Consider the following 21,961-nt stretch of genomic DNA (forward strand, 5'->3'; position numbering starts at 1 on the left):
ATCAGAGAGACTAATAATCCAGTTCAACAAGGGAAGACTTACAATGTCACTTGTACAGATCAGCGCCGAAGAAACGGAAAATAAGGTCTATGGAAAATTCTCGGATGTTCGAGGCCCGGTCATCCGAGGAAAACACATTGAGATGATCAAGATGCATTTCAAGAAGGGCGAGAAGGCCGTTCCGCATCAGCATGCTGAGGAGCAGCTCATATATGTCATCAAGGGGCGCGTGCGCGCCACGGTGGACGGGGAGACCTATGAAGTCGGTCCCGGCGAGGTTAGCTATCACCCGGCCAACTCGTTGCATGGCGTCGAGATTCTCGAGGATATCGAAGCGATAAGTCTCAAGAACATCGTTGCGCCATTCTACGACGCGACGAAGACGCTGTGACCATCCAACTTGGCTGATCTTCCCTGCGGTTGCTTTTGCAATTACCGCTTTTACGCATCATGAGACCGACCTGCCACCAACCGGCCGATCTCCGCGAGAACGGGTCTTCAGCGCCGAAAGCGGGCGTCTGGCAGGACATCGGTGTTGGCTGCTTGTCGCCATAGCCTTGGCGCAGGCGATGAGGCGGCGGCTTTAAGGCTCGTGCGGAGGAATGAGACGGGGTGCTCGTGTCGGGTCAGGCCACATGCCCGGAAGCCTTACCGCCTGTTTTCAACGCGCCTGTTTCGCCGTGGACACAATTCCTAGAGTTTCGTGCCGCGATTGTAGCTTTCTACAAGTTCATTGTAGTCGCGGGTCAGCCGGGCCGGGGAACCCTCAACCATCCAGCTGCCGCCAGCTGACCCAAGTATCATTTTCTCACCGGAGCTGTAGGGCACCTTGTCTCGAATGCGGCGCATCAGCTGCTTCGCCGTAACGAGATAGGCCTTGGCAGCCCGAATGAAGCTGGAGCCGGCGTAGCCCTCAACCTCCTTCACCACGGCCTCATAATCGCTCACCGCCTCTGTGATCTTCGCAAGATCGGGCGGACTGGCATTTTCAGCACGCACCACCCGCTTGGCTCGGATCATCACAGCCTCGATATAATAGCGCTCCTTCCGTCCCTCGGCCTTCTCAATCTCGGCGAGATTTTCGATCGCCTTCCTGTCCTGAATGTCCTCAATTCCAGACCGTAGCTTCGCGTCGGAGGATGCGAACGCATTCCAAGCCGCGACGAGACGGGGGTGCAGCGCCTTGCCCTTCGCCATCTTGTCGTCTTTGTAGTTTTCCTGCTCGTAATAGTCGTCCGCCTCCTTCAACAGGGGCTCAAGGGCGACGACCGCCTGAACATAAGCGGCGGCTGAAGCCTCAAGTTCAGATTCATGCGGTTCCAGATCATTCGCCTTTTCGACAGTCCGCTGACAGTCCGAGGGGTCGTAGATCGTGTAAGTGCCGTAGATGATCCGCTCTTTGCCGGTTGGCCCGGTTTTGGCCGCCCAACTGAAATAGCGGTCACGCGAATCATAGGAGCGCTGCGAAAGACGATTGATGCAGCCGACATATGCATTGAGCTTCTGCGTCAACGTCGGGGTTTGGGCGACAGCGCGAGCCTCGCTGATTGGCGCGCATAAAATCAGCGCGCCAAATCCCAAAGCTGCGGCCATTCTCCCGCTGCGCATGAGCATGTGACCGTCTCCTTGGTTCGCGCCCAACCACCACAACGCAGCGCGAAGCTTTAGGTTCACTCCGTTTCGGGCGCATTGCCGAACTCAAGGGCGGCGCATTGCCTTTCAGCCTTCGCGCATTTCTGAGGAGAATATACGCAGCGTCCCGACCTGCCCGTGCGGCCGCGCCTTTGTCGGCGCGCCGCAAGCTTTAAAAGTGGTTTTGGCTTCCTTCACCCGACGTTCGGCGCTGAGGCTTCGACGAGGTTTTGCCAGGAGAGTTGTGAGGCGAGGTGGAGGGTTATGGCGTCGAGCCAGCCTTTGGCGTGGAACTCGGTGACGACGGCGGCGGGAAGGGCGCGGACGGCTGGCTCGTCGATCAGGCGGAAGCCTTGGACCAGGGCCTGGGTGGCGTCGGCGTAGCGCATTTCGGCGGAGCGCTCGACCAGGAGGTTGTGGGCCTTGAGCGCAGTGGCGAAGGCAACCGTGCGCTCGTGCTCGATGGCATAGGCATCGCACAGCGCCATGGCGGCCTCACCCGTGGGGGTGGCCTTGCCGTCGGGGGTGAACAGCAGGTCGGCGTCGTCGCGCGCGGCATCGGTGCTGATGCGCGGGCTGGCGGCGTCGATGCCCAGCATGGTGGTGCCGCCGTCCTCAAGCGCCATGCCGATGAACGGATAGCGCCTGACATAGCTCGGGATGTAGCGGCCGGTGGCCCACTGGCCCTCAGTGGAGACGAACAGGTTGCGCCCGACGCTCACCCCGGTCACCGCCAGCGGCATGGCGCTGGCGTCGGAGGCGAACACGATCGGGTAGTGCCGGCCCGCCAAGGCGAACTCCGCCGCCACCAGGGGGATCGCGGTGGCGCCGGCGGCGACGGCGTAGTCCGCCGCGCGGCGCAGCCCGAAGCCGGCATGGTCGGCGAACCGCAGCAGCGTCGGGGCGCGGTAGAACAGCGGCAGGGTCGGGGTGGCGGGGGTGGCGGGTGCGGGGGTCTGGTCGGTCACGGGCAATGCTTTCGCAGGAGGAGGAGCCGCGGGCGGCCCGCATGACGAAGGGCCGCGGAGCCGCCTGAGCGGGGACCGCAGCGTAATGGAGGTTTAAGCGCGGGAGGTTCGGGTCCGGGGCTGTGGTCCTCGTCAGACCTCACCCCCGCGCTTGGCTCACGGCTTGAGGCTGGCGTCGAGGGCGGGGGTGAAGCCCTTGAACGAGACCGGCAGGGTGACGGACTTGCGCGCGCCATCCTCGAACGTGAAGCTGCCGGGCTCGCCGGCGCCCTTGAGCGCCTGGAGGGTGGCGGCGTCGAGCTCCAACTCGGCGAAGCAACCCTGGAGGCAGCGCTTGTATTCCAGCGCCAGGGGCTTGGCCTTCTCGCTGACCTGGAACTTGAGGCCGGCGGGCAGCCACACCCCGGCGGGCACCTGCACCACCAGGCGCAGCGGGCCGGCGGCTTCCACCTTGCCGACCGCGATGCTCGCCACCACGCCCTGACCCTGCACCTGCAGGTTCTGGACGATCTCGCAGGTGCGGGTCTTCTCCGCGCTCACGCAGCGCATCAGCCAGTCCTGGTAGGTCGCCGTGGTGGCGCCGGGCTGGGCGTCCGCTGCGGGGGCCGCCGCAGGCTTGGGCTGCGCCTGCGCCGGGCCGGCGAGCGTCAGCGCGGAGAGGGTCAGCGCCGACAGGGCGCTCGCGAGGAACAGTGCCGAACGCTTCATCATGTCTCGTGATCCGTCATCTGTGTGTGTGCCCATCGGGACGCCCATTGGGGGCCGCCGATATGGAACCCGCCGGGGCATAGCCGGCGCGGGGGTCTTTGACCAGAACCTTTGGGCGCATCTCGCCCTTGGAGACTGCTGCGCCAGGTGCAATGCGCCCCCTCTCGCCGACGGGGAGAGGGTTGGGGTGAGGGGGGCCACCCTCACCCGTTCTGAGATGCCGGAGCCCCCTCACCCGGCTGCTGCGCAGCCGACCTCTCCCCCTCGGGGCGAGGTGTAACCGCCGGTATCGTCCTTCATCGAGCGCCACGCTCCGCGAGGAGCGAGGTCGGTTTTTGCAGAACGCCCGGACGCGGGAGAGGGTTCAACCCGATGCCTTCCCCCCCCCTCAGAACTTGAGTGAGAACTGGGCGGTGAAGGCGTTTTGGGAGGCGTCGCCGGCGAGTTGGCCGGTGTAGTTGACCTGCAGGGTGGCAAGGTCGGAGAGGGCGTAGGCCAGGCCCGCGCCCAGCAGCAGGGTGTTTTGCGCGATCGGCACGCCGGAGATCGCGAACGGCGTCGCACCGCTCTGGAACAGCATGGTCGCGCTCGGCGTGGTGTCGCCGAACGCGTGCTGCCAACCCAGAGTGGCGCTCGGGGTGAGGGTCCGCCCGCCCAGCGACAGCGAGGTCGCGGCGCGCAGGCCGAGCGTGGTGTAGAGCGTGTTCTGGCTGTCGGTGCTGACGTTCAGCCCCGCCCCGTTGCTGGCAAGGCCGCTCTCGGCGAGGTTTCCGCCCGAGATGTTGAGGTAAGCCAGGCCCGCGAACGGCTCGAACGCATAGGCGCCGATGTTGAAGTCGTAGCCCACCTCGCCGAACACCTGCGTCGTGCCCAGCGTGTAGCCCGCGCTGGTCGACCCCGAGAAGCCGGGGAACACGATCGAGCGCGACACGCTGATGTCGTGCCAGGTGTAGGACGCCCCGCCGCGCAGCGCCCACGCGCCGAACTGACCGCCGGCGTAGAAACCGATGTCGTAATTATCCATCGTGCCGGAGGAGTTGCGGGCGTCCACGTCGAACTGGGTCTGGCTGAACCCGGCCACCACGCCGGCCCGCACATTGTCCAGCACGCTGACGTCGAGACCGGCGAAGAACCCGCCCACCGTGCTGGAGATCGAGGCCGCATTGGTGTTGCCGAAGGCATTGCCCCAGCCGCCATAGCCCTGCATCCACAGCGTCGGCGTCAGGTCCTGGCTCAGCCTGGTGTTGGCCGGGCCAGCCGCCTGCGCCGCATAGCTCAGCGCGGAAGCGCCCTGCGGCGTCACCGACTGGCGCAGCCGAGCGCCGACCGCGTCCCTCAGATAGGTGGATTCCTGCTGGATCACCGTGTTGATCGAGGGATAGATCTCGCCGGTGAGCTGGTTGAACGCCGCCGGCACCTCGTTCGCCGCCAGCCCGAAGATCGCCTCGAACACCGGGCTTCCCGCGCCCAGCGCCTGCGCCGCCACAGCCACATTGGCCTGGTTCGGCGTCTGCGCGTATTCCACGAAGTCGATGCCGGTATAGGTCAGCGTCAGATAGACGTTGGTCGCGTCATAGGTCAGTTCCGGGGTCAGGAACGCGAAGTTCGAGGTCACGTCCGAGCTGAACTGCCCGCTCACCCCGCCCGCGGCGGTCAGGATGGTGATCTGGCTCAGCGCGGGATAGCGCCCGTATTCCGCCAGCACCTCGACATGGGCGCTGGAGGACAGGGTCGCGGTGCCGGTGGCGATGATCAGGTCGTGGGCCCCCGCCGTGTTCACATCGACCGCATAGACCGAGCCGGCGTTGAAGGTCACCGCCCCGTTGACCGTCAGGGTGCCCGGCGAGTAGCCCGGCGCCGCCGTGCCGCCGGTGTTCACCGTCAGTCCGCCGATGGTCGCCGTCCCGCCCAGCACGCCGCCCGCGTTCACCGTGAACGGCGAGACCGTGGTTGAGCCCGCCTGGAGCTGCACAAAGCTGTTGTCGACCGCCACCGGGCCCTGGTAGGGCGCGGAGAACTCAACCGTGCCCCCGCCGGTGAAGGTCACCTGGCCGGCGCCGGTGATCGCACCGGTGAAGGCATAGGTGTCGGAGCGGTTGAACACCAGGTTGGCATTGTTCACCACGTCGCCGACGATCGCACCCGTCTCGCCGCCATTGCCGATCTGCAGCGTGCCCGCCGAGATCGTCGTGACGCCGCTATAGGTGTTGGCGCCGGTCAGGATCAGCAGACCATCCCCGGTCTTGGTCAGGCCGCCCGTGCCGCCCACCACGCCCGACAGGGTCAGCGCCTGGCTGGCATCGACCTCGAACGTGCCGACGCTCGCCGCCAGCGTCACGCTGTTGCCATAGGCGAAGCTGCCGCTGGCGCGCAGCACGCCGGTGCCGCCCACCGTCAGGGCGCCGGTGCCGAGCGCCGATGCGCTCGTCACCTGGAGCGTGCCCTGGTTGATGCTGGTGCCGCCGGAATAGGTGTTGGTCCCGGTCAGCGCCAGCGTGCCGGCGCCGGTCTTCAGCACCGAACCGGTGCCCGAGATCACGCCGGCAAAGCTGGTATCGTCGCTCCGGTTGAACACCAGGGCGGCGTTGTTGACGATGTCGCCCAGCACCGCGCCCGAGGTGCCGCCGTCGCCCAGCTGCAACGTGCCGCCGGAGATCGTGGTGCCGCCGGTATAGCTGTTGGCGCCGGTCAGGATCAGCGTGCCGAAGTCCGCCTTCTCAAGACCGGCCACGCCGGTCAGCACGCTCTGGATCGTGGCAACGGTCGAGGCGCCACTTTCCGTCCCGTCGCCGACCCGGATCACCGGCGCACCGCCGGTCAGCGCGATCGGACCCCCGGTCACCACATAGCCGGTTTCCACGAACTGCATGCCGATGGCCATGACAGGGCCATCGGTGGTGTCCACCGTCACCGTGCCGGCCGCGCCCTGGAACACCGCGAACCCGCCGTTCCACGCCCGCGGAATGGTCCCGCTGGCATTGATCCAGTTGGTCTGGCTGCCCGCGGTCCAGGTTCCCGTGCCGCCCAGCACGCTCTGGGTCGGCGTCGTGTTCGACCCGTTCCAGAACAGGATCGGGCTGTCGGGGCCTTCCACGAACAGGTTCACCTGCCCCTGGATGCTCGACTGGATGCCGCCCGACAGACCGCCCGAGAGCGCGCCGACCTCCATCCCGTTGTCGGTCAGCGTCCCGCCATAGGTCATGATGCGGTAGATGCCGATCCCGAACCCGGGCGTCGGCGTCACGTTCAGCGTGCCGTCCAGCGTCACATTGCCGGCCACCGTGAACACCGTGGTCGCCTCGCTCGGCGCCCCCAGCGTCACGTTCACGTTCGACCCGCCCTGCAGGTCCAGCGCGCCCATGCTCAGGCCGCTGCCCTGCACCCCGGCCAACGTGCCGCCCGAGAGCACATGCACCGTCTTGCTGATGCTGCCCGAGCCCGACAGCGTCGCCTGGTCGTAGACATAGACGTCGCTGTCCAGGCTCCCCGCCACCACCAGGCCGCCGCCCGTCACATTGGTGTCGCCGGTGTAGCCGTTGGCGCCCGACAGCGTCATCACCCCGGTGCCCGCCTTGGTCAGGCCGCCGGACCCCGAGATCACCCCGGAGAAAGTGGTGCTGCTGTTGTCGCCGCCCGCCGCCAGGGTCGCCCCGTCCAGCGTGATCGCGCCGGCGCCGCCGAGCGAACCCACGGTCTCGGTCGCCCCGCTCGGGCGGATGATCAGCTGCGCGCCAAGCGCCACGCTCACCGCGCTGGCATCGCCCAGGGCGTTGCCGCCCTCGGCGATCAGGATGCCGGCGGTGACGTTGGTCGCCCCGGACCCGGTGTTGATGCCGGAGATCACCAAAGTGCCGAGGCCGGTCTTGTTGAGATTGCCCAGCCCGGTGATCGGTCCGGTCAGGGTCAGCGTCTCGACCGCCGGGTTCTCCGCCGTGCCGTCCACCTCGAACCCGCCGGTCAGGCCGGTGGCCAGGCTGATCGCGCTGGCATAGGTGAAGGTGTTGCTGGCCCGCAGCACGCCCGAGCCGGTCAGGGCCAGCGGGCCGGTGCCCAGCGCCGAGGCGCCGTACACCTGGACCGTGCCCTCGGCCACCGTCGTGCCGCCGCTGTAGTTGCTGCCGTCGCCGGTCAGCGTCAGCGTGCCGGCCCCGGTCTTGGTCAGGCAGCCCGCACCGGTGATCGCGCCGGAGAAGCTCGAGCTTGTCCCGTCGCCGCCGGTGGTGAGGCAATAGCCGTTCAGCGCCACTTCGCCGCCGCCCGCCAGCGAGCCCACGCTCTCGTTGGCGTCGGTCAGCGACAGCAGCGCACCCGCCGCAACGCTGAGGCGCGCGGTGTCGGACAGCGACTGCCCGCCGCCGATCCGAAGCTCCCCGTCCGCCACATTGGTGGCGCCGGTGTAGGTGTTGAGGCCGGTCATCAGCAGGATGCCGGCGCCGGTCTTGGTCAGCTCGCCCGCACCCGAGACCACCCCGGTCAGCGTCAGCGTCTGGGTCTCGGCCACGCCCAGCGTGCCGCCGCCCGAGCCCTCGATGGGGGTCAGCGAGATCGCGCTGGCATAGGCGAAGCTCGTCGTGACGTTCAACGCGCCCGCGCCCTGCAGCGCCAGCGCCCCGGTGCCGAGCGCCAGCGCGTTGTCGATCTCGATCGCACCTTCCGAGATCGTGGTGCCGCCGGAATAGGTGCTGGTCCCGGTCAGCGTCAGCGTCTCGGCGCCGGTCTTGGTCACGCAGCCGCCGGCCCCACTCAGGGTGCCAGAGAACGCGCCCCCGCCCGCCACCGTCAGGCAGTAGCCGTTCAGGTTCACATTGCCCGCGCCGTCGAGCCCGCCCACGGTCTCATTGGCATTGGTCAGCGTCACCAGGGCGCCGCCGGCAATCGCCAGCCCCGCCGTGTCCGACAGCGAGGACCCGCCCGCCAGCGCCAGCTCGCCCCCCGACACGCTGGTCGCGCCGGTAAACGTGTTGAGGCCGGACAGCGTCATCACGCCGGTGCCGGTCTTCTCGAACGTTCCAGCCCCCGAGATCACCCCGGAATAGCTGGTGCTGGTGTTGTTGCCGCCGGCGATCACATTGCCGGTCAGCTCCAGCGCGCCCGCGCCGCTGAGCGAACCCACCGTCTCGGTGGCCCCGCTCGGCCGGATGATCAACTGCGCCCCGTCCGCAACGCTCACCGCGCTGCTATCGCCGATGGCGTTGCCGCCCTCGGCGATCATCACCCCTGACGTCACGTTGGTGGCGCCGGAATAGCTGTTGGTGCCGGAGATCAGCAGCGTGCCGAGGCCGGTCTTGTTGAGATCGCCGAGGCCCGTGATGCTGCCGGTCAGGGTCAGCGTCTCAACCGCCGGGTTCTCAACCGTGCCGTCCACCTCGAACCCGCCGGTCAGCCCGGCCGCCAGCGTCACGTCGTTGTCGTAGCTGTAGGTCCCGGTGGACCGCACCACGCCGGTCCCCGACAGCGCGATCACCCCGGTTCCCAGCGCACCCGCCGCCCCGAGCGCAACCGCGCCCTCGGACACGTTGGTGCCGCCGGAATACGTGCTGGCGCCCGCAAGGGTCAGCGTGCCGGGGCCGGTCTTGGTGATGCAGCCCGAGCCGCTGATCGAACCGGAGAAGGTGTTGCTGGTCGCCCCGGCAACCGTCAGGCAATAGCTGTTCAGCGTCACCGCGCCGGCGCCCGACAGGCCGCCGACCGTCTCGTCGCTGTCCATCAGCTCCAGGATCGCGCCGGCCATCACCAGCGTGCCCACCGTGTCCGACAGCGAGGAGCCGCCGCCGATCAGCAGCCGGCCTTCGCTCACCGTCGTGCCGCCGCTGAAGCTGTTGATGCCGGTCAGCGTCAGCGTGCCCTCGCCCGCCTTGATCAGCCCGCCCGTGCCCGAGATCACCCCGGCATAGCCGGTGTCGTCGGACCGGTCGAAGATCAGCACGCCATTGTTCACAACATCGCCCAGGATCGACCCCGTCGTGCCGCCATCGCCGATCTGCAGCGCACCCTGGGTGATCGTGGTGCCGCCGGTGTAGGTGTTCTCACCGGTCAGGACCAGAAGCCCGAGGTCGGTCTTCTCAAGCCCCGTGCTGCCCGCGATCACCGAGCCGATGCTCGCCACATAATTGGCGCCTTGCGCGGTGCCGTCGCCCACCCGGATCTGGGTCTGGCCCGAGGTCGACGCCAGCGTCAGCGTGCCCTCGTCCACCGTGTAGCCGTCCACCATGAACTGGACGCCGGTCGCCGACACCGTGCCGGCAATGGTGACATCGCCACCCGCGACCGAGAACACCGCGAACGTGCTGTCCCAGGACCGCGCCTGGTTCGCCGTCGAGGTGGTCCAGTTGGTCTGCTCGGAATTGTTGGTCCAGATGCCGCTGCCGCCGTGGATCGTCCCGTCCGCCGTGGTCGTCTCGCCGTTCCAGTACAGGATCCCGCCCTGCAGCACCTCGAGGTTCAACTGGTTCGACAGAAGCTGGATCTGATAGGCGTATTGCAGCGGGGTATCGCCCAGCACCACGCCGTTGTTCGACGCCAGCGTCGTGAAGTCTATGATCCGGTACACGCCGAGCGACATGGCGCCCGCGTTGCTGACGTTCAACACGCCGTCCAGCGCCAGCGTTCCCGCCTGGAACACCGCATTGCCGGTGTTCGCCCCCAGCACAACGTCGATGTTGGCGGTCGACGCCAGCGTCAGGCTGCTCATCGACAGCCCATACATGCCGGTCGCCGTCGCCGGCGCCGCCAGCAGATGGCCGCCGTTCTGGACGCTCACCGCGCCCGTGATCGCCGTCCCCGACGCCCCGCCGGTCTCGCCCCGCAGCGTCGCGCCCGACAGCACCGTGACATCGCCGGTCAGCGTCGCACCGCCGGCGATCGCCAGCGTCCCCGCCTCGACGCTCGTCCCCGCCAACGCACTGTTCGCCCCCACCAGCGCCAGCTCCCCGCTCCCACGCTGCACCAGCGCCCCCGACCCGGTCACCGCCCCCGGCGCCAAAATGTCGTCCGACCGGTTGAACACCAAAGTCCCGCTGTTCGCCACATCGCCAACAATCGAACCCGACGTCGCACCATCGCCAATAACAAGCGTGCCAGCCGAAACCGTCGTGCCGCCGGTGTAGGTGTTCGCGCCCGTCAGGGTCAGGGTGTCAGCGCCGAGCTTGGTCAGCGTGCCGGTCCCCGAAATAGCACTCCCAACGATCAACGCGTTAGAACGGTTGAAGATGAGCGCCGCGTCGTTGACCACCGCCCCGGTGCCCAGATTACCCGCAGTCCCGCCATCGCCCACCTGGAGCGCCCCGGAGGAGATGGTGGTGGTGCCGGTATAGGTGTTAGCGCCGGTGAGCGTGAATGTGCCCGTGCCGGTCTTGGTCAGGCTGAGGGTGCCGAACGGCGCCTGAAGCACACCCGAGAAGGTCGTCGACGCATTATTTCCGCCGGTGACGATCGTCGAGGTGGATAGACCGCTCACGGTGCCGGCGCCTGAAAGCGACCCGATGGTTTCCACCGACTGCCTGATGGTCAAATCGGCGCCGGCATCCACCGTCACCGCCACGCTGTCTGCCAGAGCCGAGCCGCCCCGGAGCAGAAGGACACCTTCCATGACATGAACAGGGCCTTCAAAAGTATTGGTGCCCCACAAAGTCTGGGAGGCCGTACCCACCTTGGTCAGGCCACCGGTTCCACTGATCGTCCCGGTATAGGACCGCGCAAGATTGCTGCCGCCGACAGTGAGGGTGTTGCCGTTAAGCTCCACCGTCCGCGCGCCGGTGCCGCCGCTGATGTCGCCGAGTGCGCCGATCGCCTCATTGGCGTTCGTCAGGACGAGTGTCGCGCCGGCCATCAAGCCGACGATCGCCGTATCGGCCACAGCGGTTCCGCCGGACAGCAACACCCGCCCGGCTTGGACGATGATGCCCCCGCTGTTGGTGTTGGTGCCGCTCAGCGTGAGGTCGCCGGTGCCAGCCTTCGTCAGAATGCCGACCCCGCCAATCGCCCCGGAGAACACAGTCGAGGTGGCGTCGCCAGCCGTCAGGCCGCCGGGAGCGTAGTCCAATGTGACACTGCCGGCGCCTGCGAGGGAGCCAACGGTCTCGATGGTGGTCACCACCAGGTTCGCGTTGAGCGCGACCGTCACCGCACTCAGATCGCCGATCGCCGAACCGCCCGAAACCGTAAGCGTGCCGGCCGACACCGTCGTCGTCCCGCCATAGATGTTGGTGCCCGACAGCGTCAGCGTGCCCGCGCCCAGCTTCTCAAACGTGCCCGAGCCGGAAATATTACCCGAATAGGTCACCGCGTCGGAGCGGTTGAACACCAGCGCGGCATTGTCGACGATGTTGCCCGCCACCGAGCCGCTCGTGCCGCCATCGCCGATCGACAGCGTGCCGCCCGATATGGTCGTCCCGCCGGTGTGGGTCGCCGCGCCCGTCAACGTCAGCGTCCCCGCGCCCTGCTTGGTCAGCGAGCCGGTGCCCGAGATGCCGCCCGCGAATGCGGTCGCATCCGAACGGTTGAACGTCAGGGCCCCGTTATTGACCACATCGCCCAGGATCGACCCCGTCGTCCCGCCATCGCCGACCGAGAGCGAGCCGCCGGAAATCGTCGTGCCGCCGGAATAGGTGTTCGCGCCCGTGAAGGTCCAGGTCCCGTAGAGGATCTCGACACTGCCCGCGCCGGTGGCGATGGCCCCCGAGATCAGGCTTGCCTCATCGGTTCCCAGCGTCAAAGACTGGCCCGCCCCCGTGATCCCCCCCGACAGCGTGATCGCGCCGGGCTGGCCCGGTCCCACGGAGCTGGCGGTGATAAGGGTGTTGCCGGCGAGCGTGATAGCGCCGGCATAGCTGTTGATGCCCGCACTCACCAGGGCGCCGCTCCCGCTGCCGGTGCCGGAGAGGGTCAGCGCCTCGTTGCCGATGTTGATCGGACCCAAAAGGGCATCCAGCATCAACGTACCGCCATCCGCGACCGTTGTGCCGGAACTGGTGTCGCCCAGCGCCGCGCTGTCGGCCACCCTGAGGACGGCACCGCTGGCGACGGTGGTCGCGCCCGCATAGGTGTTCGCGCCCGCCAGTACCCACACCCCGCCGTTGATATTGACGCCGCCGCTGCCGAGCCCGATCACGCCCGAGATGCCGCCGCCGGCACCCACCAGACTGAGGGTCTGGGTGGTGCCGTTGACCGGGCCGGAGAGCGTGATGCCGAACGCGCCGGCATCGATGGCCGCGTCCGCCGCCAGCGTGATGGTTCCGCTCACATCGATGGTCGAATTGCCGGCGTTGGTGAGGGCGCCGCCGGTGGGCGAACCGCCCGAGCCGGAGATGGTGAAGGATTCGGCGACGGTGTTGCCGCCGTTGAACTGCACCATCGCGCCGCTCGCCACGGTGGTCCCCCCCGCCGTCGAGCCCAGCGCGGTCTCGCTGGTGATCTCCAATATGCCGGACAAGACATTGGTGACGCCGTCATAGGTGTTGGCCGCGGAGAGCGTCACCTGACCCGACACGCTACCGGCGGCAACCTCGACGCCCCCCGCGCCCGTGGCGATCACGCCGGAGACGACGAGACTTCCCTCGCCGCCGAAGGTCACCGTCTTGCCCGCCCCGGTGATCCCGCCGGTGAGGGTGAAGGTCTCACTCACGCCCACGGTGATCAGGCTGTCGGCTGCCAGAACAATGGCGCCGGAGGCGGTGCTCGCGCCGCCGTTCAGTGCGCCCGCGTTAGAGACGCCCGTTCCCGAGAGGGTCAGCCCCTCGGCGGTGGTGACACCGTAGAGCCCAAGGGTGGCTCCCGCTTCCACCGTCGTTCCGGCCGCGGTCGAGCCCAGCGTGCCGCTGCCGGACAGGGAGAGATAGCCGCCGGACACCGTCGTGGCGCCGCTATAGGTATTGGCGGCCGTGAACTCCACCGTACCCACGCCGAGCTTCTGCACCGTCCCGGTGCCGGAGATAACGGAGGTGTTCACGAGCCCCATCGCGGGAAGGTTGTACACCAGCGCCGCGTTGTTAACGATGGGACCCGAGCCCAGGCTCCCCGCCAGCGTCACGCCGTCGCCCACCTGCAGCGTGCCCGCGCTGATGGTCGTGCCGCCGCTATAGGACACGGTTCCGTTCAGAACCAGGGTTCCGGCCCCGACCTTCTCAAGCCCAGTGGTCCCACCGAGGGTCGAGCGGATGGTCGCGGAGAGGCCGCTTTCAACGGAGATCTTGGTCTGCCCGCTTGCTGCCGCGAGTATCACGGAGCTGCCCGTCAGCACATAGCCGCCGGTCAGGAACTCCATTCCTGCCACCTGGGCGCTGCCGGCGATCGTCACGGTGCCGCTCTGCGTGCCGCCGAATATGGCAATACCATTCTGGGCCCAGGCGGCCGGCGTGGCGCCGGTCTCATCGGTCCAGTTGGTCGGGCCGGAGGCGACGGTCCAGGTGCCGGCCCCGCCCACCACGGCCGAGCCGGAGGTCGTGGTCGTCCCGTTCCACCACAGGCCCGCCGTCACGATCAGGTTGACCTCGCCGGAGCTCACAACGATGGAATAGATCGAGCGCGCGGGCGCGGTGCCGATGGTCAGGCCGGAACCGGTGAGGGTCCCGGTATAATCGATCAGGCGATAGGTGCCCGAGCCATAGCCCGTGGTCGTGCTAAGGTTCAGAACGCCGTCCAGCACGAGATCGCCCGTGACCGAGATCGCCGCCGACGACGCAACTGTGCCCAGCGTCATCGACAGCAGCGAGGTCGCGCCAAAGCTCAGCGCGCCGGTGGACAGCACATTGGTGCCGGAGTTCCCCGCAATCGTGCCCGCAAGCGTGCCGCCATTGGCGATGGTCACCGCGCCGGTGATGGTCCCCCCGGGGAAACCCACCTGCAGCGTCCCGCCGCTGGCGACGTTCACCGCACCGGCGAGGCTGCCGCCCGAAAGCTCCAGCGTTCCCGCGCTCACCGTGGTCAGGCCGGTAAATGTGTTCGCTCCCGTCAGCGTCAACACGCCCGCGCCCAGCTTGGTCAGTGTGCCAGCGCCGAGGATTGTGCCAGCGAAAATCTTGTCGTCCGAGCGGTTAAACGCAAGGTTGGCGCCCGCGAGAATTTCCGCATCGCCATCAATCCAGCCGTTGGTTGTGCCATCGCCAACCTGCAAGGTGCCTCGGGACACCCGGGTGCCGCCGGTATAGGTGTTTTCGCCGCTGAAGGTCGTGGTGCCGGTGCCACCTATATTGACCGAGCCGAGGCCGGATATGACACTGTCGTAGGTGTAGGCATTGGATCGGTAGAACGCCAGGAAGGTCCCGGCGGCGGTCATGTTCACATCGCCAATGTCGCCCGTGGTAATCCCCGAGACGCCACTGACGGTGACGTCGTTGCCGACATCGATCCCGTTGGCTGAAATGGTCGTGCCGCCGGTAAAGGTGTTGTCCGCGGTCAGGACCAAGCCCGCGGAGAAGCTGCCCGTCGCATTGGACTTCGTCAGGCTGCCGCTGCCGGAAATGACGCCGTCTATAAAGACTCTGGCCCCGGTCGGGTTGTCGATCACCAGCGCGCCGTTATTTGCGACGTCACCCGAGAGATGGAAGATTCCGCTGCCGGCGAACTTCACCGTGCCGGCGAGTATCTCGGTGGCCCCGGTATAGGTGTAGTTCCCGGTCAGCGTCACCGTGTTGAACGAATTGTTCTGGATTTTGCCGCCGCCGGAAATATTGCCGGCGAACGTTATGTCGTTGGAGCGGCGGAACTGAAGCGCGGCGCCAGCATCGACGACGACGTTGCCGGCGAGCGTGGCGGTGGTCCCATTCAGAGTCAGCGTGCCGTCGGCGACCGTTGTGCCGCCGGTATAGGTCTGCGCGCTCTCAAGCGAGAGGATTCCCGTACCAGACTTGGTCAGCGAGCCGGTGCCGGAGATCACACCGGAATAACTCGTGGCGCTCCCCGAGGGCGGAACATTGAACACCACTGCGGACGTATTGACGATGTCGCCGACGACCGACCCCATCGTGGTGCCGTCACCGAGCTGGAGCGTGCCCGCGCTGACCGTGGTGCCGCCGGTATAGGTGTTGTCGGCGGTCAGGATCAGGGTGCCGGCGCCGGTCTTGTTCAGACCTTGCGAGCCGGTGAGAGTTGAATTGATCGTGGCGGTCCAGGCTGCGGAGGCGGGGCTGCCGTCGCCGACCAGAATGCCCACCTTCGCCGTGGGGTCGCCCGCGAACGTGAGCGATATGGACTGCCCTGCGACCACATATTGGTCGACGAGGAATTCCATCCCGGCAACGACCGGGTTCGCTGACCCGCTGATCGTCACCGTGCCGGCCGTACCGGCGAAGATCGCCAAGCTGCCGTCGATCCAGGCGTCGGCCGTATTGCCGGCGGCGTTGGTCCAATTGGTCGGCGCAGCGTTTACGTCCCATGTGCCGTCTCCACCGACGACGGACGAGCCGCCCGCGGACGTGCCGTTCCACCATTGGCCGGCCGCCACGCCGAGGTTCACCTGGCCGCTGCCGGCGGAGATCGAATAGAGGTTATGCGGCGCGACCGCCCCCAACGTCACACTGGCGGCGGAGCCGGTCAAAGTGCCGGTATAGTCGATGAGGCGATAGCTGCCGGTGTTGAGCGAACCGGCTGCGGTCAGATCAAGCGTACCCCCCAGCGTGAGATTGCCGGCCGCCGTGATCGCCGCAACGCTCGTGGGCGCATACAGAGCAACGCTCCAGTTGCTCGTCGCCTCCAGCGTCAGCCCGCCGGTGCTGAGGGTCGAAACACCGGAACGAAGCGCAAGTGCGCCGCCGTTTCTTATGGTCACCGCGCCGGCCACGCTCCCGGTTGTCGCGCCGGTCAGGTCGCCTTGCAGCGCGCCGCCGGACGTGACGTCTACGCCGCCGCCCAGGCTACCGCCGTTGCTCACTTGCAGCTTGCCGGCCGACACGGTGGTCATGCCTGTAATCGTGTTCGTGCCAGACAGCGTGAGCCTGCCGGCACCTTTTTTCTCAAACGTGCCAGTGCCGGAGATGACGCCGACATAGGCGACACCATCGGAACGGGCATACACCAGCCCGCCAGAGGTGCTTCCGTTATCGGTTGCGACGTTGCCGTTAATTGAGCCGGAGGTTGAATTGTCGCCGAACTGCACAATGCCGCCGGCGATCGTCAGCCCCCCAAGGGTGGTTAACTGGGTCCGGATCAGCGTGCCGCTACCGGTCTTGGTGAGCGTGTTTCCGGAACCGCTCAATGTACCTGAGGACGTGACGGTGATGCCGCTTTGCACATCAATGGCGCCATTATTAGCGCCGATTGTAATGTTACGGGCCATGGCGATAGACGCTGTCGACCTGAACGTACCGCCATTGATGGTCAAGGTGCCCGAAGCGCCCAGCGCGCCATCAGTGCTGACCTGAAGGACACCGCCGGTAATCGTCCAGGGCGTCGCGCCGGCGTTTGTACCCGTCAGCGTTGCCGTATTGGTGCCGGTCTTTTCGAAAAAGGAAAAGCCGCGATATTGGACGGTCGAGTTTGATGCGCCGATCGACGAGACGTCGAACGTCTGAGCGGTGCTGGCGCCAATCGCCAGCGTGGACGTCCCCGCCGCCTGCACGTACCCTATGATGACCGAGGTGTCGGTGAGCTGAAGCCGGTTTGTCCCCGATAGAAAATTGATGGCCCGCCCGTTCACATCGGAATTATACGCGCTGATGGTACCGGAATTGATGATGGTGGCCGAGTTGCCGTGAACGCCCACGCTACCTGAGCCAGCCGTCGCTGCGCCACCGGCGGCCCCGCCGGCGCCACCGGTGATCGAGCCCGAGTTGATCAGCGTGGAAGAGTTGACAATAATACCAATGCCGCCGCCACCGCCGCCGCCGCCCAAGTTGCTGCCGCCCCCGCCACTTCCGCCGGCACCTCCGATCAGAGTGCCCGCGTTTGTGAGGACGCCCCCACCTATTATTTGCACGGCATTACCGCCGGAACCGCCACCGCCACCATAAGCGGCAACCCCGCCAGATCCGCCGCCGGCGCCACCAGCGCCACCGGTTATCGTGGCGGCGGCGCCGATCGAATAAATCGTGCTGGCCCCGCTCAAATTCAACCCAATGCCGCCGCCGCCGCCGCCGCCGCCGCCGCCTGAGATGCCACCATTTGGAACGCCTGCGGCACCGGCCCCTCCGACGCCTCCGGTATAATTTGTGGTGAAGCTGGAGTCGGCCGAGAAGCTTCCACCGGTGCCGCCGCCACCGCCGCCGCCGCCGCCGCGGCCGCCGCCGCTGGTTCCGTTGTTTCCGTTGCCGCCGTTTGCGCCACCCGAGGCGCCTGAGGCGCTCGGATTCCCTTCGCCGCCGCCGCCGCCGCTGCCGGAGCCGCCGCCGCCGCCGCCGGCCATACCGCCGCTACCCGCACCTCCACCACCACCGCCGCCAGAACCCGTTCCGGGCTGGCTGCCCGCACCTTTTCCACCACCAAAACCCAAGCCGCCGGCGCCGCCGGCCCCGGTGTTAAGCCCGCCTTGGCCGCCGTTTGTGCTGGTCGAGCCGGTCCCACCCGTGCCACCGGTCACGCCGCTCGCGGCGGCGCCGGCCTGCCCGACGACCTGGCTCCAGGCCGGCTGGGCGGTCGCGAATGCGGCCACCAGCGCGGACGTGAGCAACAGCCCTTGCCGCAGAGACCTAGCTGGAAGGCGCCCGTTCGGGGATATCATGTTTGTCTGAGAGGGGACGCTCAAACGGTTCGCAAAACCGGTCGCCACATTGCGCCCGAGGCCCGTCGCGATTTCGCGATTCTTATCCGCCTGACGAACCATTTGTTTTCCCCTCAGCCCGAGGCGCGCAGAATCCACCCTTTGACGCTGCACACACGTTTTTCATTCATTGCAATTTTGTTGAGCAATTGACCAGGAGAGAGTGCGGGCGCATTCATGGGATGAGACCAATCCGACAGGATGTGTTGCGCGCCAGATACACATACCGCGCGACCTTCCCAACCCTTGAGACGCCCCGGTCGGCGCCTGTCGACGCGGATCGAGCCATTGGGTCTTGGGTCTTTAAGCGCGGCAATGGGTAAAATACCAGATGGCGAAGCCATACTTCCCAGTCCGTTATCTGTCCCAATAGGCTGGCGTTCCGAAATGGTTGCGCATGAAGTCGATGAAGATCCGATAAAGCTGCGATCCGTGCTGGCTCCTTTGATAGACCGCATAGACATCGCGCGTGTCGCGCGCGATCTGGCCCGACCAGTCCGGAAGCAGATCCACGAGGGCCCCGCTTTTTAGCTGTTCGGTGATCGCCCAACTGCCGAGCAGCGCGATCCCCAGGCCCTGTTGGGCCGCGAGAAAGAGCGCTTCCGAATTGTTTGCGCTCATGCGCCCCTTCACAGGCACGGCGCGCACCTCGGAACCCCGCTTGAAATACCAAGTGTTGCGCGCCGCAAAGATGGTGTGCACGAGGCAGGCGTGATGGACCAGATCGTCCGGCGACGACGGCCAGCCGTTGCGTTCCAGATAGGCCGGGGTGGCACAGAGGACGCGGCGTGTGCTGGCCAATTTCGCCGCGACGAAGCTCGAATCCTTCAGATGCCCCATGCGAAACGCGATATCGACGCCAGAGGCCGCAGGGTCCACCTGACGATCGAACAGGCCGAAATTCACCCGGATATCGGGATACTGGAGCAGGAATTTCGGGATGGCCGGGGCGATGTGAAGCCGCCCGAATGCGACGGGCGCCGCGATCGTCAACGTTCCTCTCGGCGAAAGAGAGGTGCCACGCACGTCGTTCATGGCATCGGAAATGTCCTCCACGATTTTGACGGCCCGCGGCAGGAAAGCCTCGCCGGCGCTGGTCAGGGACAGGCCGCGCGTCGTTCGGGAAATCAGCTTGACGTTCAATTGCTGTTCGAGCGCCGCGATCTGCTTTGAGACAGCCGACGGCGTAAGGCCGTGATCGCGCCCCACCTCGGATAGGGATCGCGAGGAGGAGGCAGCAATGAACGTTTCCATCCATCGGACGAGATCCATCGGATGGCTCTCCTAGCTGTTCCAAAATGGATCAGGAGATTGGCCGATTTTTCCTGATCGTTCCAGCCGCGACCAATTCATAGTCCATCTCGCTTGGTATCGGGGCGGCGACGCGCGCCGGTGCCGTTCAGCACGCGCTTGGCGAGGGAGGCTGTAATCCGACCGGTCGGCTGCATGTAGAGACATCGAAGACTACGCGGATGCGTCAGCTCACGCTGCTGCAAAAATAATCGCGGGCTTGAATGGGGAGGAATACATGAAAAAAATTATCGGCACGCTTTTGGGCGTGCTCGTCGTCGCCGGATTGGGGCTGCTTTCATTTGCGGCCCAGGCGCAGGATCTTGGAAAGAAGCCCATACGGATCATCGTCGGCGTGGTGGCCGGGGGCGCGACCGATGTCACGGCGCGCATCGTGGCTCAGAAAATGAGCGGCGTGCTGGGCATTCCCGTCATCGTGGAAAACAAGCCAGGGGCATTTTTCGAGGCCGCCTATCGCGAACTCACCAACGCCGCGCCGGACGGACACACCCTCTTCATGATTTCCGCAAGCACGGTGATCACACAGCCGGGCAGGAAAGATTTCCCCTATGACATCCGAAAGATGTCCCCGATCTCGGAGGTTTCGGAAGGGCCGTTTATTCTGGTTGCGCGCCCGGCCATGAACTTCAAGACCGTCGGCGATCTTGTCGCTTACGCCAAGGCCAATCCGGGGAAACTTACCTTCGGCTCCGGCGGTGGAGCGGCAAGCTCCCTGTCGCTCGCCGCGGAGCTGCTCCGGCTGCGCTCCGGCATCACCATGGTGAATGTGCCCTACAAAGGGGCCGCAGCGGCGCTCATCGATCTCCTGGGCGGCCACACCGACGTGATGTTCGACGCGCTGCCGGTTGAGGTCGAGCAGGTCAAGAAAGGGTCGGTCGTGGCGCTCGCTGTCACCAGCAGAGAGCGGTCGATGGCGCTGCCTGATGTCCCGACCCTGATGGAATCCGGCTTCAAGGACTTCATCGCCTACAATTATTTCGGCCTCATCGGCCCTCCGGGCATGCCGGCGGCCATCGTCGATAAGCTGCACGATGCGGTGGTGAAAGTGGTCGCCATGCCTGAGGTGGTCGCTCAGTTCCAAGAACAAGGGATGAATCCCGTGGCGGGCTCCCCCGAGCAGTTCGCGAAACTGATGGCCACCGACCTTGATCTCTGGACACAGGTCATCAAGGAGGCCGGCATCGAGCCGCAATAATACGCATTTACAGGACATGAAAGGCCTCACGCAAAGTTGAGGCCGTGCAACAGGGAAGACTTATGTCGAACAACAATTGGACTGCTCACTTCGGGAGCAATTTTTCTTGGTCGAATGCGACGATGGTTACCAAAGGCATGGCGCCTTACGGGGTGGTCGCGCTGGGTGAGATCGAGCGGATCGGCCTGAAGCTTCTGGCCCGCGGCAATGACCCATTGGACAAAGATGCCTGGTGGCAGGAGTGGTGCGCCATGGCGGATCACGTCAAGAAGCTGGGCGACGAAGCCGCGGCCAAGGGGCGGACATTCACGTCCGGTGATTACTATCTGCGGGCCGGTTATTACTATTACACCGGCGAGCGGATGGTGCCCCCAGGCGAATTGAAATCGTCCATCTATGCCAATGCGCTGGACTGTTTCCGAAAGGGGTTTTCGATCCGCTATCCCCATTTCGAGCGCGTCGACGTGCCTTACGAGGACACGACCTTGCCGGCCTATTTCATCAAGGCTCAAGGCGTTACGGGGCCGGCCCCCACGGTGGTGGTGTTTGACGGCTTGGATAATTGCAAGGAGATGAGTTCTCTGTTCTGCGGTCTCGAATTCGCCCGGCGCGGCTTCAATACGCTCGCCATCGACGGCCCCGGCCAGGGCGAAGCGCTTCGCACGCAGAACATCCCCAGCCGGTGGGATTATGAGGTGCCGGGCAAGGCCGCGTTCGACTATGTCGCCAGCCGTGGCGATGTGGATACCAGCAAGGTGGTAATCATGGGCTACAGCTTCGGTGGCTATTGCGCGCCCCGCATAGCCGCGCTGGACCCGCGCTATGCCGGCGGCGTCGCCTTCGGAGCCATGTGGTGGGACATGCACGCTTGGCTCGTGCGCTCCCAGGAACAGATGAAGAAGGGTTCGATCGCCACCTCGCACTTCCAGGTGCCCTGGGTGTTCGGCGTGCCCGATCTGAATTTCGGCGGCGCGGTGAAGCTGATGGAGAAGTTCACCCTGGAAGGCATCGCCCAGGAGGTGAAGACGCCGTTCCTTGTGGCTCACGGCAAGAATGACGGCATCATTCCGCCGGAAGAAGCCGAAATTCTCTATGAAAAGCTTGGCACCACCAACAAGACGCTGAAGATCTTCGACGCCGAAGAAGGCGGCGCCGAGCATTGCCAGGTCGACGACCGCCAGGCCGGGGTCAATTGGATCGCCGACTGGATCAGCGAGAATGTTTTCTCCCCGAAGAAAGCATAGCTTACGCGACACAGAGGCCGGGCCGCCATCAAGCGGCCCGGCCTCTGCCCAAAACGAGACGCCGTTTTTCGTTTCAGCCGCCAACGCCTCGCTGTCGGGTGGCGGGCACGTCGGCGGATGGCGGTACGAGATGTCCGGCTCGCGCGAAACAGTATCCGGCGACTCTGTTTTGGGTGATGAGCGCTGCCTGCCACCCATGTCTAAGCGGCAGGCA

8 protein-coding genes are annotated in these 21,961 nt (G+C 66.0%); 3 read left to right on the forward strand and 5 right to left on the reverse strand.

The genetic code is table 11. From position 1 onward, the window contains the following. Positions 1-43: 43 nt before the first annotated feature. The gene (locus ADADO0_RS08100) at positions 44-391 is read left to right on the forward strand and encodes a cupin domain-containing protein (RefSeq protein ID WP_511304612.1); all 348 of its coding nucleotides are present in this window, start codon (positions 44-46) and stop codon (positions 389-391) included. 302 nt (positions 392-693) lie between these two features. Here ADADO0_RS08100 and ADADO0_RS08105 read toward each other — a convergent pair whose 3' ends face one another. The 5 genes from ADADO0_RS08105 to ADADO0_RS08125 all read right to left on the reverse strand — a co-directional run bounded on the left by ADADO0_RS08105 (position 694) and on the right by ADADO0_RS08125 (position 19,269). Beyond that, entirely contained in the window at positions 694-1,614 is a 921-nt protein-coding gene (locus tag ADADO0_RS08105) for a YiiG family protein (RefSeq protein WP_511304613.1), read from the reverse strand. A 212-nt stretch (positions 1,615-1,826) separates the two neighbouring features. Further along, positions 1,827-2,600 (reverse strand): SapC family protein, encoded by a 774-nt coding sequence (locus ADADO0_RS08110; RefSeq protein WP_511304614.1) that lies wholly within the window; start codon positions 2,598-2,600, stop codon positions 1,827-1,829. Between the two features lie 156 nt (positions 2,601-2,756). Continuing rightward, positions 2,757-3,311, reverse strand: coding sequence for an invasion associated locus B family protein (locus tag ADADO0_RS08115; protein ID WP_511304615.1), 555 nt, complete (start codon positions 3,309-3,311; stop codon positions 2,757-2,759). Positions 3,312-3,696: 385 nt separating this feature from the next. After that, a complete protein-coding gene (locus tag ADADO0_RS08120) occupies positions 3,697-17,907 on the reverse strand; it encodes an autotransporter-associated beta strand repeat-containing protein (RefSeq protein WP_511304616.1) in 14,211 nt (4,736 codons plus the stop codon). 447 nt (positions 17,908-18,354) lie between these two features. Further along, complete coding sequence (locus tag ADADO0_RS08125; RefSeq protein ID WP_511304617.1) at positions 18,355-19,269, reverse strand: LysR family transcriptional regulator; 915 nt, start codon at positions 19,267-19,269, stop codon at positions 18,355-18,357. 256 nt (positions 19,270-19,525) lie between these two features. Here ADADO0_RS08125 and ADADO0_RS08130 point away from each other — a divergent pair, with 256 nt between their 5' ends. Beyond that, positions 19,526-20,503 carry a Bug family tripartite tricarboxylate transporter substrate binding protein gene (locus ADADO0_RS08130; protein ID WP_511304618.1) on the forward strand — a complete coding sequence of 326 codons (978 nt, stop codon included), beginning with the start codon at positions 19,526-19,528 and terminating at the stop codon, positions 20,501-20,503. Positions 20,504-20,625: 122 nt separating this feature from the next. Beyond that, positions 20,626-21,747, forward strand: a complete 1,122-nt coding sequence (locus ADADO0_RS08135; protein ID WP_511304619.1) for an alpha/beta hydrolase family protein — start codon at positions 20,626-20,628, stop codon at positions 21,745-21,747. Positions 21,748-21,961 lie beyond the last annotated feature (214 nt).

The sequence above is a fragment of the Aquabacter sp. genome (assembly GCF_965279295.1).
In the GTDB taxonomy this organism is placed as follows: domain Bacteria; phylum Pseudomonadota; class Alphaproteobacteria; order Rhizobiales; family Xanthobacteraceae; genus Aquabacter.

Coding starts and splice junctions, on each gene's coding strand:
- ADADO0_RS08135 (WP_511304619.1), top strand. CDS start 20,626: ATGGTTACCAAAGGCATGGCGCCTTACGGGGTGGTCGCGCTGGGTGAG.
- ADADO0_RS08115 (WP_511304615.1), bottom strand. CDS start 3,311: ATGATGAAGCGTTCGGCACTGTTCCTCGCGAGCGCCCTGTCGGCGCTG.
- ADADO0_RS08105 (WP_511304613.1), bottom strand. CDS start 1,614: ATGCTCATGCGCAGCGGGAGAATGGCCGCAGCTTTGGGATTTGGCGCG.
- ADADO0_RS08125 (WP_511304617.1), bottom strand. CDS start 19,269: ATGGATCTCGTCCGATGGATGGAAACGTTCATTGCTGCCTCCTCCTCG.
- ADADO0_RS08100 (WP_511304612.1), top strand. CDS start 44: ATGTCACTTGTACAGATCAGCGCCGAAGAAACGGAAAATAAGGTCTAT.
- ADADO0_RS08130 (WP_511304618.1), top strand. CDS start 19,526: ATGAAAAAAATTATCGGCACGCTTTTGGGCGTGCTCGTCGTCGCCGGA.